Origin of the sequence: Coprobacter secundus subsp. similis (genome assembly GCF_015097275.1) — a bacterium.
GTDB lineage: Bacteria > Bacteroidota > Bacteroidia > Bacteroidales > Coprobacteraceae > Coprobacter > Coprobacter secundus.
The window spans coordinates 1,878,793-1,901,856 of record NZ_AP023322.1; the positions used below are offsets into that span (position 1 = coordinate 1,878,793).

At 42.2% G+C, this 23,064-nt stretch carries 22 protein-coding genes and 1 tRNA gene; 13 read left to right on the forward strand and 10 right to left on the reverse strand.

Annotation, left to right across the window (positions count from 1 at the left end; genetic code table 11):
- Positions 1-43: 43 nt before the first annotated feature.
- Both Cop2CBH44_RS07455 and Cop2CBH44_RS07460 read right to left on the reverse strand, forming a co-directional pair.
- Positions 44-637 (reverse strand): ferritin family protein, encoded by a 594-nt coding sequence (locus tag Cop2CBH44_RS07455; RefSeq protein WP_021931072.1) that lies wholly within the window; start codon positions 635-637, stop codon positions 44-46.
- Between the two features lie 125 nt (positions 638-762).
- Positions 763-836, reverse strand: a tRNA-Asp gene (locus tag Cop2CBH44_RS07460).
- 140 nt (positions 837-976) lie between these two features.
- Between Cop2CBH44_RS07460 and Cop2CBH44_RS07465 the strand changes: the two genes are divergently transcribed.
- Positions 977-2,290 (forward strand): aminotransferase class I/II-fold pyridoxal phosphate-dependent enzyme, encoded by a 1,314-nt coding sequence (locus Cop2CBH44_RS07465; protein WP_021931073.1) that lies wholly within the window; start codon positions 977-979, stop codon positions 2,288-2,290.
- An 84-nt stretch (positions 2,291-2,374) separates the two neighbouring features.
- Here the strand turns inward: Cop2CBH44_RS07465 and Cop2CBH44_RS07470 are convergent, their stop codons facing one another.
- Positions 2,375-3,553, reverse strand: a complete 1,179-nt coding sequence (locus Cop2CBH44_RS07470; RefSeq protein ID WP_200755825.1) for a glycosyltransferase family 2 protein — start codon at positions 3,551-3,553, stop codon at positions 2,375-2,377.
- A 309-nt stretch (positions 3,554-3,862) separates the two neighbouring features.
- On the opposite strand from Cop2CBH44_RS07470, the gene Cop2CBH44_RS07475 reads away from it, so the two are divergent.
- The 7 genes from Cop2CBH44_RS07475 to Cop2CBH44_RS07505 all read left to right on the forward strand — a co-directional run bounded on the left by Cop2CBH44_RS07475 (position 3,863) and on the right by Cop2CBH44_RS07505 (position 9,653).
- A complete protein-coding gene (locus Cop2CBH44_RS07475; protein WP_200755826.1) occupies positions 3,863-5,092 on the forward strand; it encodes a site-specific integrase in 1,230 nt (409 codons plus the stop codon).
- Entirely contained in the window at positions 5,089-5,463 is a 375-nt protein-coding gene (locus tag Cop2CBH44_RS07480) for a virulence RhuM family protein (RefSeq protein WP_172277238.1), read from the forward strand. The genes Cop2CBH44_RS07475 and Cop2CBH44_RS07480 overlap by 4 nt, the downstream gene beginning before the upstream one ends.
- A 305-nt stretch (positions 5,464-5,768) precedes the next feature.
- The gene (locus Cop2CBH44_RS07485) at positions 5,769-6,974 is read left to right on the forward strand and encodes a primase-helicase family protein (RefSeq protein WP_172277241.1); all 1,206 of its coding nucleotides are present in this window, start codon (positions 5,769-5,771) and stop codon (positions 6,972-6,974) included.
- A 253-nt stretch (positions 6,975-7,227) separates the two neighbouring features.
- Entirely contained in the window at positions 7,228-8,169 is a 942-nt protein-coding gene (locus Cop2CBH44_RS07490) for a DUF8464 domain-containing protein (protein WP_200755827.1), read from the forward strand.
- Positions 8,166-8,318, forward strand: coding sequence for a hypothetical protein (locus Cop2CBH44_RS07495; protein WP_200755828.1), 153 nt, complete (start codon positions 8,166-8,168; stop codon positions 8,316-8,318). Before Cop2CBH44_RS07490 ends, Cop2CBH44_RS07495 begins: the two co-directional genes overlap by 4 nt.
- A gap of 28 nt (positions 8,319-8,346) precedes the next feature.
- Complete coding sequence (locus Cop2CBH44_RS07500) at positions 8,347-8,709, forward strand: MobC family plasmid mobilization relaxosome protein (RefSeq protein WP_200755829.1); 363 nt, start codon at positions 8,347-8,349, stop codon at positions 8,707-8,709.
- Entirely contained in the window at positions 8,706-9,653 is a 948-nt protein-coding gene (locus Cop2CBH44_RS07505) for a relaxase/mobilization nuclease domain-containing protein (RefSeq protein ID WP_172277250.1), read from the forward strand. Before Cop2CBH44_RS07500 ends, Cop2CBH44_RS07505 begins: the two co-directional genes overlap by 4 nt.
- Positions 9,654-9,767: 114 nt before the next feature.
- On the opposite strand, the gene Cop2CBH44_RS07510 is transcribed toward Cop2CBH44_RS07505, so the two are convergent.
- On the reverse strand, positions 9,768-10,361 hold the full coding sequence (locus tag Cop2CBH44_RS07510) for a response regulator transcription factor (protein ID WP_246469188.1): 594 nt from the start codon (positions 10,359-10,361) through the stop codon (positions 9,768-9,770).
- 248 nt (positions 10,362-10,609) lie between these two features.
- Here Cop2CBH44_RS07510 and Cop2CBH44_RS07515 point away from each other — a divergent pair, with 248 nt between their 5' ends.
- The 4 genes from Cop2CBH44_RS07515 (at position 10,610) to Cop2CBH44_RS07530 (ending at position 15,704) form a co-directional block, all read left to right on the forward strand.
- On the forward strand, positions 10,610-11,359 hold the full coding sequence (locus tag Cop2CBH44_RS07515) for a DUF1349 domain-containing protein (RefSeq protein WP_172277256.1): 750 nt from the start codon (positions 10,610-10,612) through the stop codon (positions 11,357-11,359).
- A 27-nt stretch (positions 11,360-11,386) separates the two neighbouring features.
- On the forward strand, positions 11,387-11,932 hold the full coding sequence (locus Cop2CBH44_RS07520) for a flavodoxin family protein (RefSeq protein ID WP_172277259.1): 546 nt from the start codon (positions 11,387-11,389) through the stop codon (positions 11,930-11,932).
- Between the two features lie 131 nt (positions 11,933-12,063).
- Positions 12,064-14,391: a hybrid sensor histidine kinase/response regulator gene (locus Cop2CBH44_RS07525; RefSeq protein ID WP_200755831.1), complete on the forward strand. Its 2,328-nt coding sequence runs from the start codon at positions 12,064-12,066 to the stop codon at positions 14,389-14,391.
- The gene (locus Cop2CBH44_RS07530) at positions 14,388-15,704 is read left to right on the forward strand and encodes a sigma-54-dependent transcriptional regulator (RefSeq protein ID WP_200755832.1); all 1,317 of its coding nucleotides are present in this window, start codon (positions 14,388-14,390) and stop codon (positions 15,702-15,704) included. Before Cop2CBH44_RS07525 ends, Cop2CBH44_RS07530 begins: the two co-directional genes overlap by 4 nt.
- Positions 15,705-16,182: 478 nt before the next feature.
- On the opposite strand, the gene Cop2CBH44_RS07535 is transcribed toward Cop2CBH44_RS07530, so the two are convergent.
- The 6 genes from Cop2CBH44_RS07535 to Cop2CBH44_RS07560 all read right to left on the reverse strand — a co-directional run bounded on the left by Cop2CBH44_RS07535 (position 16,183) and on the right by Cop2CBH44_RS07560 (position 21,469).
- Entirely contained in the window at positions 16,183-17,025 is an 843-nt protein-coding gene (locus tag Cop2CBH44_RS07535) for an SDR family NAD(P)-dependent oxidoreductase (RefSeq protein ID WP_055096704.1), read from the reverse strand.
- A complete protein-coding gene (locus Cop2CBH44_RS07540; RefSeq protein ID WP_021931077.1) occupies positions 17,015-17,821 on the reverse strand; it encodes an SDR family NAD(P)-dependent oxidoreductase in 807 nt (268 codons plus the stop codon). Before Cop2CBH44_RS07540 ends, Cop2CBH44_RS07535 begins: the two co-directional genes overlap by 11 nt.
- Positions 17,805-19,040, reverse strand: a complete 1,236-nt coding sequence (locus Cop2CBH44_RS07545; RefSeq protein WP_021931078.1) for an NADH:flavin oxidoreductase — start codon at positions 19,038-19,040, stop codon at positions 17,805-17,807. The genes Cop2CBH44_RS07540 and Cop2CBH44_RS07545 overlap by 17 nt, the downstream gene beginning before the upstream one ends.
- Before the next feature lie 107 nt (positions 19,041-19,147).
- The gene (locus Cop2CBH44_RS07550) at positions 19,148-19,879 is read right to left on the reverse strand and encodes a DUF1295 domain-containing protein (RefSeq protein WP_200755936.1); all 732 of its coding nucleotides are present in this window, start codon (positions 19,877-19,879) and stop codon (positions 19,148-19,150) included.
- 230 nt (positions 19,880-20,109) lie between these two features.
- A complete protein-coding gene (locus Cop2CBH44_RS07555; RefSeq protein WP_021931080.1) occupies positions 20,110-20,742 on the reverse strand; it encodes an outer membrane beta-barrel protein in 633 nt (210 codons plus the stop codon).
- A 91-nt stretch (positions 20,743-20,833) separates the two neighbouring features.
- Positions 20,834-21,469, reverse strand: a complete 636-nt coding sequence (locus Cop2CBH44_RS07560; protein WP_200755833.1) for a DUF4136 domain-containing protein — start codon at positions 21,467-21,469, stop codon at positions 20,834-20,836.
- Between the two features lie 507 nt (positions 21,470-21,976).
- Between Cop2CBH44_RS07560 and Cop2CBH44_RS07565 the strand changes: the two genes are divergently transcribed.
- Positions 21,977-23,050, forward strand: a complete 1,074-nt coding sequence (locus Cop2CBH44_RS07565; RefSeq protein ID WP_021931083.1) for a disaccharide 3-dehydrogenase — start codon at positions 21,977-21,979, stop codon at positions 23,048-23,050.
- Positions 23,051-23,064 lie beyond the last annotated feature (14 nt).

Here is a 23,064-nt window from a genome sequence, read left to right on the forward strand (position 1 = left end):
TAACTCTATCATTTACTAAATTTCCCAGAATATATCAAATAAATCATTCGATATATAGTTTTATTTTAGACAACCATTCACCAACAATCGAATTATATTTTTGCTCATCATTTACTGAATCTTTTAAATACCTATTCAATAATTTCAAATGCAAACTTTCATCAGCAATCAGCTTCTTTAATAGTTGCTTCATTATTATTACCGAATCAGTATCTTGAGAAAATTTAATCTCTATTGATTTATAAAATTCAATAGTAGCAATTTCCGATTCTATCGCCAACGTCAAAGCTTCAACGAGAGAAGTTCCAATTTTTACATTTTTACTGCTATAGGGTTGAGGTAATTTCCCTCCAAGAGCAACAATAGCATCTCGGACTCCAGCATAATGCTTCATTTCTACCAATGCTATTCCTAAAAGCAATTCTCCAATCTCATCAAACACAGCTTCTTGCTGTGTATATTGCAAAATACTAGTTATTTCGGAATAATCGGAACTTTCTATTGCGGGATATAACCATTCGGGCCGTACTCCATCATTCGGTCTCAAACCTCTCGTTTCCGGCCATTCCACTTCCGAATCGGAATACTTAAGTACATCAACCAAAGCATCGGCCATCCTATCAACATAATTTATCATAATAGTAAATATTTACAGTTATGATATTACAACAAGTTTACGTTCTACTATGTTTACAGCTTTACAAAACAAACTAATACTAACAATAAAAAAGCCCTGAAAATATTATTTTCCAGAGCTTTAAGCGGTGCGGACGGGACTCGAACCCGCGACCCCATGCGTGACAGGCATGTATTCTAACCAGCTGAACTACCGCACCATTTTATTACTAGAACACTCTTGTTCTCATTTGCGTTTGCAAAGATAGACACTTTTTTTTATTCTGCAATAGTTTGAGCAAAAAAATTGGCATTATTTGATTATTTTCTTACTTTTGTATTATCATAAAATGAATAACTCATGAAAAATACTCCAGTAAACTATCAGATAACCAAACAACTAATAGAAAACTGTGGCCTTACAGACTTTGGTAAAGCAACTATTCGAGAAGTCGTTGCAATATCAAACCAATTGGAGCAGGAAACTCACACAGAATTTATACATATGGAAATGGGAGTTCCCGGATTAAAAGCTGCAGAAGTTGGACTAAAAGCTGAAATCAATGCACTAAAAAATGGTGTAGCTTCCATTTACCCCAATATAAATGGTATACCTGAAATAAAAAATGAAGCCTCTCGATTTATCAAAGCCTTTATAAATACGGATATTCGTCCTGAGTGCTGTGTACCGGTAACAGGTTCTATGCAGGGAACCTTCGCATCATTTCTTACTTGCGGACAATGCTTTCCTAATAAAAAAACAATACTATTCATTGATCCCGGATTCCCTGTACAAAAACAACAAATTACAGTCATGGGGTATCAATACGAATCGTTCGACGTCTATCATTACAGAGGAAACAAATTAAAAGAAATTTTAGAAAAATATCTCTCTAAAGGAAATATTGCCGCAATAATATATTCCAATCCCAACAATCCTGCATGGTTTTGTCTAACAGATGAAGAACTTCAAATTATCGGAGAATTATCTGACAAATATGATACTATCGTTATTGAAGATCTCGCTTACTTTGCAATGGATTTCCGTAAAGATCTCGGCAAACCGTACGCCCCTCCTTATCAAGCAAGTGTCTCCCATTATACTGATAACTATATTTTACAAATTTCTGGGTCTAAAGCATTCAGCTACGCAGGACAACGAATCGGTATTACAGCAATCTCCGACAAACTATACCATCGTTCATATCCAGGATTAACCCAAATATATGGAAACGGGACATTTGGTACAGTATATATACATAGAGTATTATATGCTCTATCTTCCGGGACAAGTCACTCTGCACAATATGCTTTAGCTGCTATGTTTAAAGCTGCAGCCGACGGTACCTACGACTTTGTATCTGATATTAAAGAATATGGCCGCAGGGCAAAAAAATTAAAAGATATATTTACAAAAAATGGATTTTACATTGTCTATGATCATGATTTAGACGCTCCTATTGCTGATGGTTTTTATTTCACTATTGCTTATCCCGGCATGACTGGAGGAGAACTCATGAAAGAACTTATTTTTTATGGTATAAGTGCTATATCATTAAGTACAACAGGCAGTAATCAAGAAGGGCTAAGAGCTTGTACTTCTTTCATTAAAGATCATCAATATTCCCTATTAGAAGAAAGATTGAGCCAATTTAAAAAAGATCATGAAATATAGAATAGGCTTGTGTTGTAAAGTGTTCCTCTACAATGAAATAAAAATATTTCATTGTAGAGGAACACTTTACAGGTTTCTTTTTTTTCATTTATTTCCTGGAGAAACTAATTGTCTGCTCTCCAAATTATAAATATGATACGTTTTCCGTCTTACATAAGAAACATTTATATTTTGCAATATCTGAGAAAATGATATATCTGGAAAACAAAAGGTAATATCCGTATATTGACTCCACTCAGCGACAAACTCCTCACCTTTTGGCAAAGATTTCTTTCTTAAATCCCACAAATATATATTATCCAATTCTGGCATTTTTCTTAAAATAACAGTTTTAATATCTTCATAATGTTTCCCCACACAAACCACTAACATACGCTGATGCTCATTTTTCAACAAAGGTTTTACCCGTAATGATCGTGAAATTATATCAACTAAAGCTTTTGACCATATAGCCATCTTTATCATAGAAGAAGTCAACCATCCTGAATGAGGATAATACTTTTTATAAAAAATATGCATCGCTCCATAAAAAGCCTGAATATATTTTATATCATTATGCTTGGTACTCTCTCCTTTATAATGAAGAATTTTTTCTGGAAGATAATAATTTTTATATCCACCTAACACTAATCGATAGGAAAGGTCTATATCTTCCCCATACATGAAAAAGGAAGTATCCAACAACCCACATTTATTCAATGCCTCTTTGCGTAATAACATAAATGCTCCAGACAAAACATCTACACAATGTTGTTTATCTGCTTCAAGATACAAAAGAGAATATTTGGAAAAAAGAGAAGAATATGGAAACAATTTTGATAAGCCAAATATTTTACAAAAAGAAACCCATGGAGAAGGAAAACTCCGTTTACTTTCCGGTAAAAAATTTCCACGTCCATCCAACATTTTTACTCCCACCCCTCCAGCGTCAGAATGCTTCTCCATAAAAGTACACAAATTATGTAATATACCCTCTCCAACTACGGTATCTGGGTTTAGCAATAATATATATTTTCCTTTTGCAAGTTCTATCGCCTGATTATTTGCTTTAGAAAAACCTGGATTCGAGACATTTTCTATAAATATTACTTGAGGAAACCGAGAACGTAAATATTCGACAGAGCCATCTGTAGAGTTATTATCTACAACATATATTTCTGCATTTATACCTTCTATAGCACGGGAAACAGAAGTAAGGCACTGCTCTAAAAAATATTTTACATTATAATTTACAATAATAATAGATATCAGGATATCATTCATATAAATTCTATTTTACCTGAGCATATTTGAAAAATAACAAAATTATAAAAAATCTCTGGAATAGTCGCAGAAAAAGGGAGAAAATGCACTGAATGGCTTAGTATAAAAGCGTTTATGAAGCCAAACAGTGCCAAACGAAAAAATGAGGTAACGCAAAGGAAAGCGGAATATTGAAAGAGAACGGTCTCCAAATCATTACCCGCCGGAAAGTGATTTTTAACACATGGCACTGAAAGTTTCTCCGTATGGCTTCGATTGGCTTACATGGTCTAACTCGTTGAGTAATAACTTTGCAAACAAAAAACGAGTATGGCAAGAAGTACATTCAAGGTGCTGTTTTACGTGAACGGCAGCAAGGAGAAAAACGGCATTGTCCCCATCATGGGACGAGTGACAATCAATGGGACTGTGGCGCAGTTCAGTTGCAAGCAGAGTGTCCCGAAGACGCTTTGGGACATCAAGGGCAACCGAGCCAAAGGCAAGAGCAAGGAGGCACGGGACATCAACCTCGCTTTGGACAACATCAAGGCGCAAATCATCAAGCACTACCAACGCCTGTCCGACCGTGAAGCGTTCGTTACGGCAGAAATGGTGCGCAATGCCTATCAGGGTATCGGTAGCGAGTACGAGACACTGCTCAAAGCATTCGACCGTGAAAACGAGGTGTTCAAGAAGCGTGTTGGCAAAGACAGGGTAATGGCAACCTACCGCTCACGGGTGGTGGCAAGAAACCATGTGGCAGCGTTCATCAAGTCTTTCTACAGGCGGACGGATATGTCCATGCTGGAGATTACGCCCGACTTCATCAAGGAATTTGCCGCCTACCTCTCAACGGAAGCGGGACTACACAACGGGACGATATGGGAAAAGTGCATGTGGCTGAAAGGTGTAGTCATGCGTGCGCACTTCAACGGACTGATACCGAGAAATCCGTTTGCCCAGTTCCACATCAGCCCGAATGTAAAGGAGCGTGAATACCTGACGGAAGACGAACTGAAAGCGTTGATGACGCACGAGTTCGGGGATGCCAAACTGTCCTATATCCGTGATATTTTCGTTTTCGCCAGCTTCACCGCCCTCTCTTTCGTGGACATCAAGGAACTGACCAACGATAACATCGTGGAAGTGAACGGAGAGAAGTGGATATTATCGAAACGGCACAAGACGAAAGTTCCGTTCCAAGTGAAACTGCTGGATATTCCCTTGCAGATAATAGAGCGTTACCGACCCTTGCAGGAGGATAACCTCGTGTTCCCCAATCTCAACTACTGGTCTATCTGCAAACCGTTGAAAAAGGTGATGAAAGAGTGCGGGATAACAAAAGACATCTCGTTCCATTGCGCAAGACATGGGTTCGCGACCCTTGCTTTGAGTATGGGTATGCCGATTGAAAGCGTGAGCCGTGTTTTGGGGCATACGAACATAGTCACGACCCAAATCTATGCCAAAATCACAACACAGAAATTGGATAACGACCTTACCATGCTCGGCAACAGGCTGAACCAATCGTTTATCAATGTATCAATGGCAGGACAATGAAAAGGAATATCATCAAAATCACAGAACACGGTACGATAACTATACCGAGTGAAACGGTATGGATGAGCGAAGCGGAACTTGTCAGCCTGTTCGGTGTCATTGCTCCATCCATCCGAGCAGCAATCAAAGCAGTATATAAAAGCGGAATACTGAAAGAGCATAAAGCGCAACGGCATATCCATCTATCGGACAAAATCGGTGTGGATGTTTACAGCCTTGAAATGGTTGTCGCTCTCGCTTTCCGTATCAACTCGTACGGAGCGGAACGGATACGCAATGCCATACTTGAAAGATTGTACTTGCGAAAAGAGAAAACAAGCATCTTCTTTTCGCTGGTTAAGAGCATAAAATCATCTGAATATCAAGCGTGAAGTGTATTGATATGACGACATGAAGTAATGAAACCGATGCGTATTCCCATTGCCGACAATTCATTTACACGAGTGTTTGAATAGGCGCATAGCCATTCATTCATACGAATGCGACAATCCCGAAGAAACTGCCATTAAAGTGGTATTTCTTCGGGATTTCTTGTTGTCAAGTTCTCCGATATACTGCAAGTTTTTCATTCCGTGTGTTTTTTGCGCCATTCTGCCGTGATTTGCGTATCAAGGTTTCAAGCAACCCTCTCTAATTTTGCATACGATTATTTATCAACCGTTTAAGCGTATGAACAATGAGTAAATCAGACATCAGCAAAGAGGAGTTTATCCGAGTTGGTACGACCCTCTACAAGTTAGTGAACCAGCCCCGACTGGACGGCGGCTATGTGAAGAAACGCATCGTGTGGAACAACGAAACATTACGGCAGGACTACGGCAAACACTTTCTCGCCACCATCCCCAAATATGACGGCTTCTGCACGGTTCCCGACCATGTGAACTACCGTCCGATAGTGGACAAGTTCCTGAACCTGTATGAACCGATAGACCACCGTCCGCAAGAGGGCGATTTTCCGCACATCCAATCTTTGGTACGGCATATTTTCGGGGAGCAATACGAGTTGGGAATGGACTACCTGCAACTGCTCTACCTGCGCCCTATCCAAAAGTTGCCTATCCTGCTGCTGGTATCAGAAGAACGGAATACGGGCAAAAGCACGTTCCTGAACTTTCTGAAAGCCCTCTTTCAGAACAACGTGACATTCAACACCAACGAGGATTTCCGAAGCCAGTTCAATTCCGATTGGGCAGGGAAACTCCTTATCGTGGTGGATGAAGTGCTGCTCAACCGCAGGGAGGACAGCGAGAGGTTGAAGAACCTGAGCACCACACTCTCCTACAAAGTGGAAGCCAAAGGCAAAGACCGTGACGAGATTGCGTTCTTCGCCAAATTCGTGCTGTGTTCCAACAACGAATATCTGCCTGTCATCATAGACGCAGGGGAAACACGCTATTGGGTACGGAAGATAGACCGCTTGCAGTCGGATGATACCGACTTCCTGCAAAAGCTGAAAGCGGAGATACCTGCTTTCCTCTACCACTTGCAGCACAGACGGTTATCCACCGAAAAAGAGAGCCGTATGTGGTTTGCCCCGTCACTGCTGCATACCGAAGCCTTGCAGAAGATAATCCGCAGTAACCGCAACCGATTGGAGATTGAAATGGCAGAGCTGCTTCTCGATATTATGGCAACGATGGATGTGGACAGCGTTTCATTCTGTCCGCATGATATACTCGTTCTGTTGGCAAACACGTATGTCAAGGCGGAGAAACACCAAGTGAGAAAGGTATTGCAGGAGTGTTGGAAGCTCACGCCAGCACCGAACGGGCTTACATACACCACCTACCAACTGAACTACAATCGGGAGTGTAGGTATGAGCCGATAAGGAGAGTGGGACGCTTCTACAGCATCACGAGGCAGCAGCTTGAAACGCTGTAAATCCATTGTCTTTTTGTTGAATTGTTGAATAAGGATATAATCATACTAATAATAAACGATATACACTCTCAACAAAATCTCAACAGACCAAAAGAGAAGTTGAGACGAAGAATCCGACCGATTGTCGGTTTCTCTTTTGGTGAGTAGTTTGTTGAGCGGATGTTGAGCATCTATCTGATTGAATATAATCACATTATATATACAATTCAATGAATCAACGATTTTCATTCACCATTAAAACCATAGGAAGATTATGACTACACAGGAAGCAAAGAAGATACGCATCGCAGACTATCTGCAAAGTTTAGGTTATAGCCCCGTCAAGCAGCAGGGCAAAAGCCTTTGGTACAAATCCCCGTTCAGGGAGGAAACGGAAGCATCGTTCAAGGTAAACACCGACCTTAACCAATGGTATGACTTCGGAACTGGCAAAGGCGGCAACATCATCGCATTGGCGCAGGAACTCTACCGTTCCGACAATGTGCCGTACCTGTTGGAACGGATTGAACGACAGACACCGCATATCCGACCTGTCGGTTCTTCTTTCAGAGAACGACAGACTGACAAACCGAGTTTCCAACATTTGGAAGTGGGAGAACTCACGCATCCGGCATTGCTCCGCTACTTGCAGGAACGTGGCATAAATATCGAATTGGCACAAGCAGAATGTAAGGAGCTACATTTCACTCATAACGGCAAACCTTACTTCGCCATCGGATTCTCGAATGTGGCAGGAGGATATGATGTACGCAACCAATTTTTCAAGGGCTGTATCGCACCGAAGGACATCAGCCATATCCGGCAACAGGGAGAACCGAGGGAGAAATGCCTCGTGTTCGAGGGAATGACGGACTACCTTTCATTCCTCACCTTGCGGATGAAGAACTGCCCGACCATGCCCAGCCTTGACGGGCAGGATTACGTCATTCTCAATTCGGTTTCCAATGTTTCAAAAGCCATTGACGTGCTGCATGGATACGGGTGCATCCACTGCCTGCTTGACAATGACGAGGCTGGACGAAAAACGTATTGGAAACTGGAAAAAGAGTTTGCCGGACGTATCAGGGACTTCTCCCAAAACTACAATGGATATAAGGATTTGAACGATTACCTGTGCGGCAAGCGACAGAATTTAATCGTCAATCCACCGCCACGAACCATCGTTAAACCCAAGAAAAAAGGATTGAGATTATGAGATTCCGCAAGGAAAAAACGGGAGCTGCCCGAAATTCATCCGATGGAATTGGGGAGGTAGCAAGTTTGTGTTTCGGGTGTCCCGAAACCGCTTGCCACCCGTTACGGACTTTAGTCAGTAACCCAATCCTGTTGGTCTATACAGTATAGTCAGGAACATAATTAGAAGAAATGAAATATGGAACATAAAGAAGATAAGAAACGTAACAAGGGCGGTCGCCCGAAGAAAGGGGCAACCGAGAAATTGAAATACCGTGTTGCAGTGAAGCTGGCGGCAGCCGACTACTTCCGTCTGCTGACACAGGCGCATGAAGCCGGAGTATCGCCGAGCGAGTATATGAGGGAATGTTTCCGAAACGGTCATGTGAAGGAACGGGTGTCGGAAGAACATGCCGGACACATTCGCCAACTCTGCGGCATGGCGAACAACCTCAACCAGCTTGCACATAAAGCGAATGCCGGAGGTTTTTCAGAAGTCCGGTGGGACTGCAAGGTGGCAGTGGCAAGGATTCACGAACTGATAAGCAAGACAGGGATATGATGGCGAAAATTGTAAAGGGAAGCTACTTCAAGGGTGTAGTGGACTACATCCTTGACAAGAGCAAGGGTACGCAGGTGGTGGCATACAACGGCTTGTTCATGGAAAACAAGGAAACCATCGCCATGAGTTTCAATATGCAGTCACAGATGAACAGTAAAGTATCGAAGCCTGTCGGACACATTGCATTGAGTTTTTCAAAAGGGGATGAGACACACCTGACGAACCGCGTCATGACAGACATTGCGCTTGAATATATGGAGCGGATGGGCATCCGTGATACGCAGTTCTTCATCGCTCGTCACTTCGACAAGGAGCATCCGCACGTGCATATTGCCTTCAACCGTATAGACAACAACGGCAATACTATTTCGGACAGGCACGAGCGGTTTCGTAGCACCCGTATCTGTAAGGAGCTTACCTTGAAATACGGTCTGCACATGTCGGAGGGCAAGGAAAATGTCAAGCGCAACCGCCTGAAAGAGCCGGACATGACAAAATACGAGCTTTACGACATTCTCAAAAGGGAAGTCGGCAGATGCGGTAACTGGAACGTGCTTGTCGCCAACTTGCAACGTCAGGGTGTGGAAGTCAGTTTCAAGCACAAGGGGCAGACGAATGAGGTACAGGGTGTCGTATTCACTAAAAATGGCTACCATTTCAACGGCTCAAAAGTGGATAGGCGTTTCAGCTATTCCAAGATTGACGCAGCATTGCAGCGCAACAGATACAATGAGCGTATGGGAATAACAGCCAAAGTACATGAAGTTGCCATGCCAAGCGCACCATCCGGCACGGCACTCGGCGAGTTATTCAACGGTTCGTTGGGACTACTGAACGGCAACGGCTCATCTTTCAACGCCGCTGATGCGGAAGCCAATCAGGAAATGGCGGAGATATTGCGGAGAAAAAAGAAAGCCAAACGCAGACGAGGCATGAGGCTATAAATCTTATTTGTTAATAGGCAAAGCCATATCTTGAAAATTCAGCATATTCAAATAGAGTACACAAAATTTCAATTCAATATCAAACGATACTAAAAATAATGTGAAATCCGTTGTCTATATAAGACGCATACGTAAACCTATCTCCACGGCTGCGGCAGTATTGGTAACGCGCAGCCGCGTGAGAATATCTTGGCGGTGGCGGCTGACCGTGTTGACGGATATGGAGAGTTTGTCCGCAATCTGTTTGCTGCCTTCGCCTTTTGCCAACAGGGAAAGAATTTCTATTTGACGGCGGCTGAGCAATCGGCTGTCAAACTGTTCCAAGCAAACGGTTTCACCGGTACGTGTGTTGATAATACAGCCTTCCATGACTTCATTAGTTTGCGGAAAAGGTGCATAAGTACAAAGTCCTAACCATATACTGCCATTGGCATGGCAAAGCAAATATCGGGTAGTGTGGAGTACGGATAGGGGCGGCATTCCTTGCCTTTGAAAATGAACGACGCAAGTGGCATTGAAATCGGGCTTTTGGGTTGCCGGGACAGATTCCAAGAAACGGAAAAAACGGAGTTCGAGAATATGGCGTTCCACCAATTCCTCATCGGGGATATTGTCGAACACTTCATGCTCGAAGACGGAATTCTTGTTCTCGGCATATTCCGGCAATCCTAATGTCTGCCCGAACAGACCGGAATAAATATGGTTCACATTGTTTTGGAAATCAGAGAGGACCGCAATGCCATTGGTCGCTTGAGCGTACGCATGGGCATAGCCTTTGGCTGTTTCCAACCATTCATCCATGTCGCTTTCCGCATTGAAATTCTGCCCTGTCAGCAGGGATTGTAATCTGTGTTCCTGTTCGTGCATCCGGAAAATTGGTTATTATTCACCATTGCGGCATTGCCCTATTTTGCCTAATTTTGCGGCAAAAATACTAATAATAAACAACTTAGGCAATGAAAAAGACAATTATTTATCAGGCAATCCTTGCCGGATGCCTCACGTTGGCCGCATGCCAACCAAAAAATGAGACCACACAGAATGAAGCCGGACAAACCGGAAGCACCGATGTGGCAAGCAGAATTGCAGACTGCAAAGTCACTTTAGGCGATGTCACTTTTACCCATGCCATCAATGGCGCAGATACGTGTGTAAGCTTGCTGGCAGACGGAGCATTGGAATTCCGTTGTGCCGAAGGACTTGATTTCTTCTGCGACCCGAACGAAGGGAAGCTGTCCAACAACACGCTGCCCGTATTGCTGATTCCTACGGACAATACCAAACCGTTCACGCTGACAGCCAAGGTAACTCCTGAATTCACCGCAGAGGGACTTTACAATGCAGCCGACCTGTTTGTGTATGTCAATGATACGCTTTGGCAGAAACTTGCCTTCGAGCAGGACGAATATGGCAACCACCGCATCGTATCGGTACGGACACAAGGCACATCGGACGACAACAACCATGACAAGATAGATGCCCCGTCGGTCTATATGAAAATATCTTCCGACACCCGGACTATCGCCAGCTACTATTCATTAGACAAAAAAGAGTGGCACATGGTACGTCTGTACCGTAATTACTATCCCGACCGGATTTATCTCGGTATCAGCAGCCAATGCCCGCAACGCGGCGGATGCACAAGCCGTATCGAGGAAGTCACGCTAAGCCATGACAACGTGGGCGATTTCCGTATGGGAGAATAAAAGATTTGAATAGAGAGATTAAGGAAAATGGGCAAACGCATATTGATTTTGACCGGCAGTCCGCGAAAAGGCGGTAACAGTGACCTGATGGCAGACGCTTTTGCAAAGGGAGCGTCAGAGGCAGGCAACAGTGTCGTGCGGTTTGATACTGCACATAAACATATTCAAGGTTGCAGGGCTTGCGACAACTGTTTCAGCAAGGGGAAAGCCTGTGTTTTCAATGATGATTTCAACAAACTAGCATCATTGATGGCGGAAAGTGACGCCATCGTATTCTGTACCCCTCTTTACTGGTACTCGTTTCCCACCCAGATGAAAGCTGCCATAGACAAGTTTTATTCTTTCATAATAGGCAAAAAGGACTTGCCTGTCAAGGAGTGCATGCTTCTTTCATGCGGAGAGTTGGAAGACCCTTATGTATTTGACGGTATGGTACGCTCTTTTGAACTCATTGCACAAGACAGGGGATGGAAAAACAGAGGCCACTATCTCGTCAACAGTGTCAGTGAGAAAGGTGCAATTTTAAATACCAACCACCTGCAAAAAGTTTATGATATGGGAAAAGGATTTTGAAATGTTTATTGAGAACACTATAAAAACATTTTGATGTAGTAATCACATTGGATAAAGCCACAAAGACTATGCAGCCCGTAAGCCGATAAAGACCTACGGGCTGTATTATAATCAATCAACAGCAGCTACCCATGAAACGACATACCGCAGACACAAAACATTTCCGCACGATGATTGCCGCAGGCTACTTGTTGGTATGCCTGTTGGCAGGAGGCATCATGTACCTGTGGCTTCAAGAATGGCAGGAACTTGAGGCATTGGAAACGGAGAACAAGCAGATAAATGCTTTCCGTCAGGAGATACATCATGCCTATGCCAAGACGATAGAACTTTCCCTTTTGGGTGAAACGATATTGGAATGGGAAGACGATGATGTGCAGACCTATCATCGTAAGCGTTTGGAGGTGGACAGTATGTTGTGCCGTTTCAAGCAATCTTACCCTACAGAGCGCATTGACAGCGTGCGCCACCTATTGGAAAGCAAGGAACAGCATTTGCGGCAGATAATGCAAGTCCTTGACGAGCAAGAGGCCATCAATGAACGGATAGCCGAACGTGTACCCGTCATTGCATGGAAAAGTACACAGGAAGAGCCGAAGAAAGCGAAGCGCAAAGGCTTGTTCAGGCTGTTCGGTAAGAAAGAAAAGCCGGAACCCACAGCCACTACAACCATGCTCTACACACTGAACCGTGACGTGATAGCACGACAAAAGACGCAAAGCCGCCAATTGTCCGAATACGCCGACAGCCTCGCCGCAAGGAACACGGAACTGAACCGCCAACTGCAAACGCTCATCCACCAAATGGACAAAAAGGTACAGACAGATTTACAACGGAGGGAAGCGGAAATAACCGCCATGCGTGAACGGTCATTTATGCAGATAGGAGGTTTGACAGGTTTTGCCGTTCTCCTTTTGTTGTTTTCATATATCATCATTCACAGATATGCCAAACAAATAGGCAAATACAAGAAAGATACCTCTTCTCTGATTGGACAACTCCGTGAATCCAACAGGAAAAACGAGGAATTGATAATATCCCGAAGAAAGGCTATGCACACAATCACCCATGAACTGCGTACACCGCTGACCGCCATACACGGTTATACGGAACTGATATGCAGCAACGGCACGGCGGAAAACAAACGCCATGCGGAAAGCGTGCTGCAAGCCTCAAAACGGATGATTACAATACTTAATTCTCTGTTGAGTTTCTTTCGGTTGGAAAGCGGAAAAGAGAAGATGAATATCACCCCTTTCAGATTGCAAAGTATAACTGATGCACTGGAGGCGGAATTTCGACCTATGGCGGAAGTCAAGGATTTGAAACTCACCGTGGAAAATGATGCGGACGTTATCCTCATGGGTGACAGGGAGCGCATCATGCAGATAGGCGACAACCTCTTATCCAATGCCATCAAGTACACACAAGCCGGAAGCGTTTCTTTCCGTTCAAACTACGATGGGGAAACGCTTGCCCTTATCGTTGAGGACACGGGCAGCGGCATGAACAATGAAGAACGGCAACGGGTGTTCAGGGAGTTTGAACGGCTCTCGAACGCCGCCACGCAAGACGGCTTCGGACTGGGATTGTCCATTGTCAAACGCATCGTGGATATGATGCACGGCAAAATCCGACTGGAAAGTGAAAAAGGCAGGGGTAGCCGTTTCACAGTGGAAATACCCATGAATACGGCGGATGGCGTTTCCGATAAAGAAAAAGACTGGCAGGAAAGCCATTTTGAACGGTCATTCTCTGTCATGGTACTGGACGACAATGACATTCTTCTTTCGATGGTAAGGGATATGTACGCCTACTGTGGCATCCGTTGCGATGCGTGCGACAACACGGGCGACCTGATGGAGGCGATACGCACACGAAATTATGATTTGCTGATTACCGACTTGAAAATGCCCGAAACGAACGGTTACGAGGTATTGGAACTGTTGCGTTCATCCGACATCGGCAACTCCAAGACCATTCCCGTAATCGTGGCGACCGCATCCGGCAGTTGTACCGAAGAGGAATTGTTGGCACACGGTTTTACTGCCTGCCTATTCAAGCCTTTCGACATGGCGGAACTGATGGCAGTATCGGAGAAATGTGTCAAACAGAATTGTGTTACGGACAACTTGCCCGACTTCTCCTCCCTGCTCGCCTACGGCAACAAGGTGGCGATGCTGGAACGCCTGATAACCGAAACGGGAAAGGATATGCAGGTTATAAAGGAAGCCGCAAACAGAAACGACCGCAATGCGTTGGACGGACAGGTACACCGTCTGCGCAGTTCGTGGGCGGTAATCCGTGCGGACAGACCATTATGGAAACTGCATGAATTGCTCCACCGTGATGAGGAATGCTCTAATGACGAGATAAAGCGTGCCGTAGACTCTGTATTGAAAATGGGTGACATGATTATGGAACTGGCGAGAAAGGAAAAGAAGGAGGAAGTCAGATGAAAGTATATGTGATTGAAGACAACCCCGTATATAACGATTACGTCTGCAACCTGCTCAAAAAGGGAGGGTTCGATACCGTGCAGGCTTACCGCATTTCAACCGCCAAGAAACTGTTGGCAAAAGCCGATGAAGATGACATCGTACTTGCCGACCTACGCCTGCCCGATGGCGAGAGTATCGACCTGTTGCGGTGGATGCTTACTAATGGCAAACGGCAACCGTTTATCGTCATGACCGATTACGCCGAGGTACATACGGCAGTGGAGAGCATGAAACTCGGTTCTTCCGACTATATACCCAAACGGCTGGTAGAGGACAAGCTCGTTCCGCTTGTTCGTTCACTGCACAAGGTGCAAGAAAGGAAAAAGCATACTCAAATACCTATCTTCACACGTCAGGGCGAGGCATACCAAGAAATCAAGAGGCGTGTCCGCCTTGTCGCTCCCACACGGTTAAGTGTATTGATACTGGGTGAGAACGGTACGGGCAAGGAGCATATCGCACAGCATATCCACGCCCAAAGCAAGCTGTCGGACAAGCCGTTTGTCCCCGTGGATTGCGGCTCATTGTCCCCGACATTGGCGCAATCAGCCTTCTTCGGGCATAGGAAAGGGGCTTTCACGGGAGCAGACAGCGACAAGGCTGGCTACTTTGAGGAAGCTGACGGAGGTACACTCTTTTTTGACGAGGCGGGCAACCTCTCGTTGGAAACACAGCAGATGTTACTCCGTGCTATACAGGAACGCCGTTACCGTCCCATCGGTGCAAAGGAGGACAAGACCGCCAATGTGCGGATAGTGGCGGCGACCAACGAGGACTTACAGAAAGCCGTCAATGAAAAGCGTTTCCGTGAGGATTTGTTCTACCGCCTGAAAGAGTATGTGATAACCGTACCGCCATTGCGTGATTGCCAAGAAGACATACTTCCGTTGGCGGATTTCTTCCGTGAAACGGCAAACAAGGAGTTGGAACGTAATATCAAAGGTTTCAATGCCTCCGCCTGTAACGCCCTGCTCACCTATCCGTGGCCGGGCAACGTGCGTGAATTGAAACAGAAGATACAGATAGCTGTCCTCCATGCCGTACACGACATGATAACCGAGGCGGATTTGGAACTGGATGCAGAAGAAAGTCCCGTTTCGTTCTCCTTTGCGCTCAAAGACACCGGGGTGGAGAAAGAACGCATCCTGCGAGCCTTGAAGCAGGCGAACGGGAACCGCAAGGTTGCCGCCGAATTGCTCGGAATAGGACGTACAACACTCTATAATAAACTGGATGAATATGGATTGAAGTATAAATTTGAGCAATCATAGCCTACAATTCGCTGAAAATGGAGGTAACGATTAAACCGGATATATTCAGTGAAGATAAAAACGTCCTGTGATAAAAAATCATGGGACATTTTGATGTGTTTCTGATTTTTATTGCTACTTTTGCATCAAGACGAGTGACATTGATAGCAACTCACAGCAAAGCGCAGAAACAGACACGGTTGCCAACTCGTTACCTCAATTTTATTCTTCCTTTCAAATCTCTTATAAATAAAGAGGTTATAAAAATCTTCCAGAATTATAATAAATCTCATTCATTAAAAATGTGGCCCAAATCAAATGCTACAAATATTGTTATTCTTTTATCAAATAACGAAAAATATGGATTCTTAGTATACAAAAAAAAAGCTTTTCTTTTCTATTTTAATTTGCTTTAATAAATTGCAACTTTATAAAAAAAATACAAATAGCAAAAACAAACAATGAAAAAACAATTTATTTATATTACCGAAAGGGCGAATTATAACCATTTTGAAACAATTTTTTCCGTATCATTCCAAAGCCGCCAACGATATGGATTATTCAGCACCTTAGGTGATATCATCACAGGACGATAACGCCCCCAATATATTCCCGATTGATTGCAATCAACTTTGTCCGTTACTAACAGTAACGTACGTTCTACTCCTTGAGCAGGGGTACGAATAATCGGCCTGAAAATCCAATCGACAATTGGGTCAAACCATCGGTGCATTGTAATAATGCCCGTATCCACGACTCCGGGGTCTACAGCATTTACTATAATTTTTTCTCCTTTAAGCCGCTCTGCCAATTCTAATGTAAAAAGAATAACTGCTTGTTTTGATATACCATATGTTCCAAAACGAGTATAATGCTCTTTATCTGGAATAAACATTTTACTGTTGATCTTTCCTATCTGATATGTAAGAGAACCGGTATTTATAATATGGCCTCCTTCCTCTAAAAGAGGTATCACACGCCGAGTAAGTAAATATGTTCCTATATAATTAACTCCTAAATTTTGTTCGAATCCATCAGCCGTCAACAAAAAATCCCGATTCATTATCCCTGCATTATTAATTAACGCAGTAATTCGAATTTTATCCTCATATAATTGTTCAGTAAAGCTTTTAATAGAATTGAACGAAGCCAAATCTAAAGTATAAAGCTTAATATCCGCTCCCCCATACAAAGATACAAGTCTTTTTTTTATTTCCTCACCCTTTTCTATATTGCGACATGCCATCAATACCCGATAGCCTGACCTTATCAATGATTCAGTAAGGGATGCTCCCATTCCTCCATTAGCACCGGTAATAATAATATATCCCTTATTTTCCATACTGATAAAATTTAGCTTTCCGCTTTATCATACGAACAACAATAGATGGAATACATGTAGCTCCAAAAGAAAATAAATAATTTATCCAACCAGGTGTAATACATCTTTTCCCAGCAAACATAGCAGACAAACCCTTACGCGCTAATTTTTTTGTAGGCATAAGAATCCCTAAACGAACTCCAAGCCTCAACAATTCCGGCTTCAAATTATATAAATTAGTCGCAACTCCACCTGGACATACAGCTGTCACTATTACACCTTTATCATACATTTCATTATACATCGCTTTTGACAAAGTACGTACATATGATTTCGTTGCAGCATATACTGATATTCCAGGATATGGTATCTTTGCGGCTAAAGAAGACATATTCAGAATGTATCCCTTTCCCCTTTTTGCCATATCTTCTCCAAAAAAATGACACAGCATCGTTACCGTATAAACATGAAGATTAACTATTACTGACAATTTACCAGTATTTACGTTGATTACATCATTAAAAAAAAATATACCGGCATTATTAATTAAAATCTCAACTACAATATCATTTTCCCGACAATAACAATACAAACTCGAAGCCGCATCTAAATTTGACAAATCTCGATATAATCCCTCAACAGAAACGGAATAATGTATAGATAATTCTCTTGCTACTCTTTGTATTGGTTCCTCTTCATTACTTACTAATAGCAAATTATACCTTCTTTCGGCCAGTTGTCGAGCATATTCATAACCAATTCCTGAACTAGCTCCAGTTACCAACGCTACAGTTTTTCCCTTAACAGCACTCTCCATTTTTTTTCTTATTCTTTTCCAACTCTTTTATAATAGCAGGAGGCAAATTATTAAGATGTTTATGGCAAGCCATTTCTCTACTATACATACGAGCGATACAATAATTAACATGGTCACAACCACAACGCAATTCTCCTTCACTTTTCATCCGATTTACAAAATCTGGTTCATTTATTAACGCCCGAGCCATAGCCACAAATTCAAATCCTGAATTTAATACCATATCTATTTTTTCTCGAGATACCAGACCTCCAACATAAATCAGAGGTAATTTTAACATTTTCCTAAATTTTAAAGCATCTTCATAAAAGTAGGCTTCTTTAAAAGGTGCATCCGGAATCATCATATGCCCAAACATACGTACCCCATATTTCAACCATAGCTGTTTCATATAGTACGTCATAGTGTAAATAGGCATTTCACCCCTCATAACATACATAGGAGCTTTACTAACAAATCCTCCACTAAGCACCAATGCATGTACCCCCAGTTTCTCCAGCTCTTTTCCTACTTGAAGACATTCGTCAATATCCATTCCCGACTTAAAGCCATCACGCATATTCATCTTCACAATAACAGCAATATCATCTTTAGCTTCTTCAAGAACCTCATTTATGCACATTTGCATAAACCTCATCCGATTTTCCAATACACCCCCATATTCGTCTCGACGATGATTGGTATAAGGAGATAAAAACTGACTTATCAAATAACCATGTCCAGCGTGTACCTCCACCGCATCAAATCCGGCTTCCCGTATCAAACGAACAGATTTTCCAAACTCTTTAGCCATATCTATAATTTCAGACTTACGCATCCCTCTGACAAACGTAGGAGAATAAAGATTGAAACCCGTAGATGCTGATATTGGAAGCTGCCCTGCTGTACTTCTATGAGACATATTACCACAATGTCCTATCTGAATCGATGCAGCTGCTTGCTCTGAATGAATCACATCAGTAATATGCTTAAGTCCAGGTACTATTTCACGGCGTAACCATAGTTGATGAGGAAAAGAAAGTCCACTACGAGTAACTGCGGCGTAAGCTAACGTCGTCATTCCTATACCTCCCGCTGCTACACTTTTATGATAATCATACAATAGTTTAGTTGGCCCGTTACCCGCACACATCCCTTCAAAAGCTGCAGCACGAATAGTCCGGTTACGTAGCGTTAATGGTCCTATCTTAGCAGGTGTAAATAAAACTGAATTTTCCATACTATTTTAATATTATATCTTTTGTAGAAAAAATTTCGATCACTCGGTTATCTTTCCCAATTTTCCACAACAAAAATTCGTATAATCCCCTCTTATCCCTTACTATCTCAATAAATAAAAGGTATTACTCTTTTCCGTTTTTCTTTAACAAATTCTTCTCCAAACATATCTTCATACCGATGATAAATCGCATTTGCCCGTGGAACAAGATTTGCAAAAGTCCAAATGGCAAAAACTGTACCAGCCAATGACCACGTAAGAATTGCAAAACCTATCCATTCCACAATCTCTCCAAAATAATTGGCAGAAGATACATAACGAAACATTCCACCCCGAGGAAGATAGTGTTTTGTATCACCTGGTTTACGTAAATGACGAATAATATAATCAGAACGCATATTAATATACATTCCCATAAAAAATATAAATGTACCAAATATAAACTGTGGTGTATATAGCCATCGTAAAGAGTACATATTTGATGGCGAAAAATAGAAAATCCATCCTCCCTGCATCACAGCATTCAACACATTAAAAACAACTCCCATCAATATGATACTCAAAGGCATTGGGCTTTTACCTTTTAATAAAAAGGGATATATAAACGAACGGTTCAAATAATGTATCTGAAACAATGAAAAAAATATCAAGCAAACAGGTTCGAAACGACGTTCAGATTTCCACCATAATATTCCCATAACAATAAAAACTGGAGCTTCCATTAAAAGCCAGCCCCATTTATTGGGTATCTGAGGTCCCCAATGCCCATTTCTCATAATACCATATCCGGCTTTAACAAAATATAAAGCAATAAAAACTATGACAGCTAAAAAAATCATTCCCCACAAAAGTAGGTTATATGCGTGTTCCATACTCAAATTATCCGGTTAACATTTAGAATACAAAAATAAATATAATAATCCAAAGATTTGCCACTATCAGACACGAAAAAAACTTTTTATAACAAAAACGTTTTCTATTTCAAATTATAATAATAAAAAAGCCTCTGAAATTTCTTATTACAAGAAATACAAAGGCTTTTGAAAATATGTATATATAAGTCAGCTCATCAGAATGTCACACCTAAACGGAATCCAAAATTATTCAACCCATCAACTTTATATGTCAAAACTTTTGACTTATTAGTGGCATAACTATAATACAATGCAACGTGAAATCCAAAATTATGATTTGACGTCGGATAAATAGTCATACCTACTTCAGGCGAAGTCGTAAATCCCCAATCATCATCCTTTGATTTATAAACATTATAATAAGATGACATGCGAGCGTACTCTGCCCCTAATTTCAAGGCAACATACGGTTCAAACATATTCCCTGGAATAAAACGATAACGTAGAGATGCTCCAAAAGGCAATTGAAATACTGAATGCTGCTGGTCCATAGTAACAGCTGAATGGTCAGTCATCTGTATAGTTCGCATTGAAATATATTCATTATTTGTATGATAAGCGATAAATGCTCCTACACCAAAATGTTCGGTAAAATAATAACCACCTTCAAAATTCATACCCCATCCGCTGGCAACATCAGCAAACTTATTATTGAGGGGAACATTAAATTGCCAATCAATATGAAAGAACGAATCAGAAACATCCTGAGCTTTCATACCAAAAGGAAAAGCCAGACAAAGCGCCACAAAAAGAACTGCTTTAGTCCATATATTTTTTACTCTTTTCATATGTGCATATTTTATTTTAATTAATTACTCTTGAAATTACCATGTCTGTCCTCTTTTTTTAAGTAAAAAATCAGACAACACTTCATCTATTCTATTTTTTCAGATAAGGTGATTGTATAAACGCTTGATTAACAGCAGTTATAGCCAACTCGGTATTTATCCGATGAGAAGATGACAATAAACCGGTCATGTAAGCATCCCAAATAACAGACAATTTCTTTGTATTAGTAGTTGTCTCATTTACTTCCAAATTAATAAGTTCAGTAAGCAAAGAACCTACATTATAACTATACACTACACGATATGGATAATACCAACCACCCCAATTACCCCAATATCCGGGATACCAATAACCGGGATAATCCCACCACCAATAAGGGTCACTATATCCGGTAAAATAATGAGTATCTTCAACATAACTCATTTGAATACCTAAATCAGCCTGATCCTTCTTATCAACTCGCTGATAACCGCGCTCTTCCATATTGTCGACACAAGCTTCGATTATACGCAATGCATTATCATCTTTCCAGTATTGGGCTTCTTTACTATCTGTAATCAGCAAAATACTATCAGGGATGTAAAACTTGGTAAACGAACCAAAATCTTCAGTCTTGTCATAATCGGTATAGACGAGGAAGTTGTCGTCCAAATCATCCGTATTGGGTTCTTTTTCACACGCTGCAAATAAGAACAATACCAATAGAATAGGAACAAATCTTTTCATATACTTTCTGTTTTTAAAAGATTATAATTAAAAAACTCTTTTGAATCTATAACAATGATACTCCGAGAAAGTTTCATCTTTCTTGTTAATAAGCTTTAACGATATTATTGCAACAAGCACCATTTTATAATGACTTTAACCAAAATATCATTCAAAATTCGAAAAAGCCCCTTCCAAATTTTTTTTGACAATCTATAAAATAGCGATGATATCCAATCCACCAATCATTTTTCTTATTTTTTCAAGTACATTTCATATCAAAAATATTTTCGAGAATTTCAACCAATATTTCATCAAACAAATACTTAATAATACATTTTTATATCAAAATCTTAAAATCGATACAATATTTGACATATACGTTATGTTTTTTTCTACCCTTATCAGCAAGGATATAAAAATATTTTGTATTTTTGAGACTAAAATATAAGATGTTAGTGTGGTAATTAAGATTTTTCTCTCCTATCATATAGAGAAAAGCTTATTTTATAGTGAGATTCTATTATCATGAGTACCAGAATAAAGACAGGGTTGATAGGCCTAGGCCGGATGGGGAGATTCTATTTGGAAGAGATGCAGAAGAGCGGGGAATGGGACATACGCTACATATGCGATGTCAACCCGGGCATTCGGGCATTGGCCGGGGAGCTGTCTCCCGGAAGCAAGATCATCGAAGACGAGCAGGTCATCTTCGAGGACCCTGAAATAGAGGTCGTAGGCCTGTTCACACTGGCCGATTCGAGGCTGGAGCAAATCAGCAAAGCCGTACATTATGGCAAGCATATCATATCGGAAAAGCCCATAGCCGATACCGTCGAGCGGGAATGGGAGGCCGTGCGGCTGAGCGAATCGTCACCGCTGCTCAGCACGGTCAATCTCTATTTGCGGAATTCATGGTACCACCAGTGCATGAAACACTACATCGAGCAGGGAGAAATCGGGGAGCTGGCCATCCTCCGCATCTGCCACATGACTCCGGGGCTTGTGCCGGGCGAGGGGCACGAACATGAGGGGCCGGCTTTCCATGACTGCGGGATGCACTACGTTGACATCGCGCGGTGGTATGCCGGGTGTGAATACAAGAGCTGGCACTCGCAGGGGATCAACATGTGGAACTACAAGGACCCCTGGTGGATACAGTGCCACGGCACTTTTGACAACGGCGTGGTTTTCGACATCACCCAAGGCTTCGTTTACGGGCAGCTTTCCAAAGACCAGACTCATAATTCCTATGTCGACATCATCGGTACCAAAGGCATTGTCCGCATGAGCCACGACTTCAAGACGGCCGTGGTGGACCTCCACGGGGTCAACCAGACCCAACGCATCGAGAAGCCTTTCGGGGGAAAGAACATAGACCGTCTGTGCCGTCTCTTCGCGGAATCCCTGCGCAGTGGCGTGCGCCATCCCCTGCTGCCCCGGTTGCGCGATTCGGCCATTGCCTCGGAGTATGCCTGGAAATTCTTCCTGGATGCCAAGGAGCACGAGCTGCCCTCCATCGGCAAAGTACAGACGCTGGAGCGTATCCGGGAACGGCGCCGGAACATGAAAAACGGTTACGGACTGATCAAACGTTTTTAAGCAAACTATATAAA

What these genes read in the sequence shown, in the direction of transcription:
- Cop2CBH44_RS07555 (WP_021931080.1), bottom strand. Translation starts at nt 20,742, where the DNA reads ATGAAAAGAGTAAAAAATATATGGACTAAAGCAGTTCTTTTTGTGGCG.
- Cop2CBH44_RS07540 (WP_021931077.1), bottom strand. Translation starts at nt 17,821, where the DNA reads ATGGAGAGTGCTGTTAAGGGAAAAACTGTAGCGTTGGTAACTGGAGCT.
- Cop2CBH44_RS07500 (WP_200755829.1), top strand. Translation starts at nt 8,347, where the DNA reads ATGGAACATAAAGAAGATAAGAAACGTAACAAGGGCGGTCGCCCGAAG.
- Cop2CBH44_RS07455 (WP_021931072.1), bottom strand. Translation starts at nt 637, where the DNA reads ATGATAAATTATGTTGATAGGATGGCCGATGCTTTGGTTGATGTACTT.
- Cop2CBH44_RS07565 (WP_021931083.1), top strand. Translation starts at nt 21,977, where the DNA reads ATGAGTACCAGAATAAAGACAGGGTTGATAGGCCTAGGCCGGATGGGG.
- Cop2CBH44_RS07520 (WP_172277259.1), top strand. Translation starts at nt 11,387, where the DNA reads ATGGGCAAACGCATATTGATTTTGACCGGCAGTCCGCGAAAAGGCGGT.
- Cop2CBH44_RS07525 (WP_200755831.1), top strand. Translation starts at nt 12,064, where the DNA reads ATGAAACGACATACCGCAGACACAAAACATTTCCGCACGATGATTGCC.
- Cop2CBH44_RS07545 (WP_021931078.1), bottom strand. Translation starts at nt 19,040, where the DNA reads ATGGAAAATTCAGTTTTATTTACACCTGCTAAGATAGGACCATTAACG.
- Cop2CBH44_RS07560 (WP_200755833.1), bottom strand. Translation starts at nt 21,469, where the DNA reads ATGAAAAGATTTGTTCCTATTCTATTGGTATTGTTCTTATTTGCAGCG.
- Cop2CBH44_RS07530 (WP_200755832.1), top strand. Translation starts at nt 14,388, where the DNA reads ATGAAAGTATATGTGATTGAAGACAACCCCGTATATAACGATTACGTC.
- Cop2CBH44_RS07475 (WP_200755826.1), top strand. Translation starts at nt 3,863, where the DNA reads ATGGCAAGAAGTACATTCAAGGTGCTGTTTTACGTGAACGGCAGCAAG.
- Cop2CBH44_RS07550 (WP_200755936.1), bottom strand. Translation starts at nt 19,879, where the DNA reads ATGATTTTTTTAGCTGTCATAGTTTTTATTGCTTTATATTTTGTTAAA.
- Cop2CBH44_RS07535 (WP_055096704.1), bottom strand. Translation starts at nt 17,025, where the DNA reads ATGGAAAATAAGGGATATATTATTATTACCGGTGCTAATGGAGGAATG.
- Cop2CBH44_RS07495 (WP_200755828.1), top strand. Translation starts at nt 8,166, where the DNA reads ATGAGATTCCGCAAGGAAAAAACGGGAGCTGCCCGAAATTCATCCGAT.
- Cop2CBH44_RS07470 (WP_200755825.1), bottom strand. Translation starts at nt 3,553, where the DNA reads ATGAATGATATCCTGATATCTATTATTATTGTAAATTATAATGTAAAA.
- Cop2CBH44_RS07480 (WP_172277238.1), top strand. Translation starts at nt 5,089, where the DNA reads ATGAAAAGGAATATCATCAAAATCACAGAACACGGTACGATAACTATA.
- Cop2CBH44_RS07505 (WP_172277250.1), top strand. Translation starts at nt 8,706, where the DNA reads ATGATGGCGAAAATTGTAAAGGGAAGCTACTTCAAGGGTGTAGTGGAC.
- Cop2CBH44_RS07465 (WP_021931073.1), top strand. Translation starts at nt 977, where the DNA reads ATGAAAAATACTCCAGTAAACTATCAGATAACCAAACAACTAATAGAA.
- Cop2CBH44_RS07490 (WP_200755827.1), top strand. Translation starts at nt 7,228, where the DNA reads ATGACTACACAGGAAGCAAAGAAGATACGCATCGCAGACTATCTGCAA.
- Cop2CBH44_RS07515 (WP_172277256.1), top strand. Translation starts at nt 10,610, where the DNA reads ATGAAAAAGACAATTATTTATCAGGCAATCCTTGCCGGATGCCTCACG.
- Cop2CBH44_RS07485 (WP_172277241.1), top strand. Translation starts at nt 5,769, where the DNA reads ATGAGTAAATCAGACATCAGCAAAGAGGAGTTTATCCGAGTTGGTACG.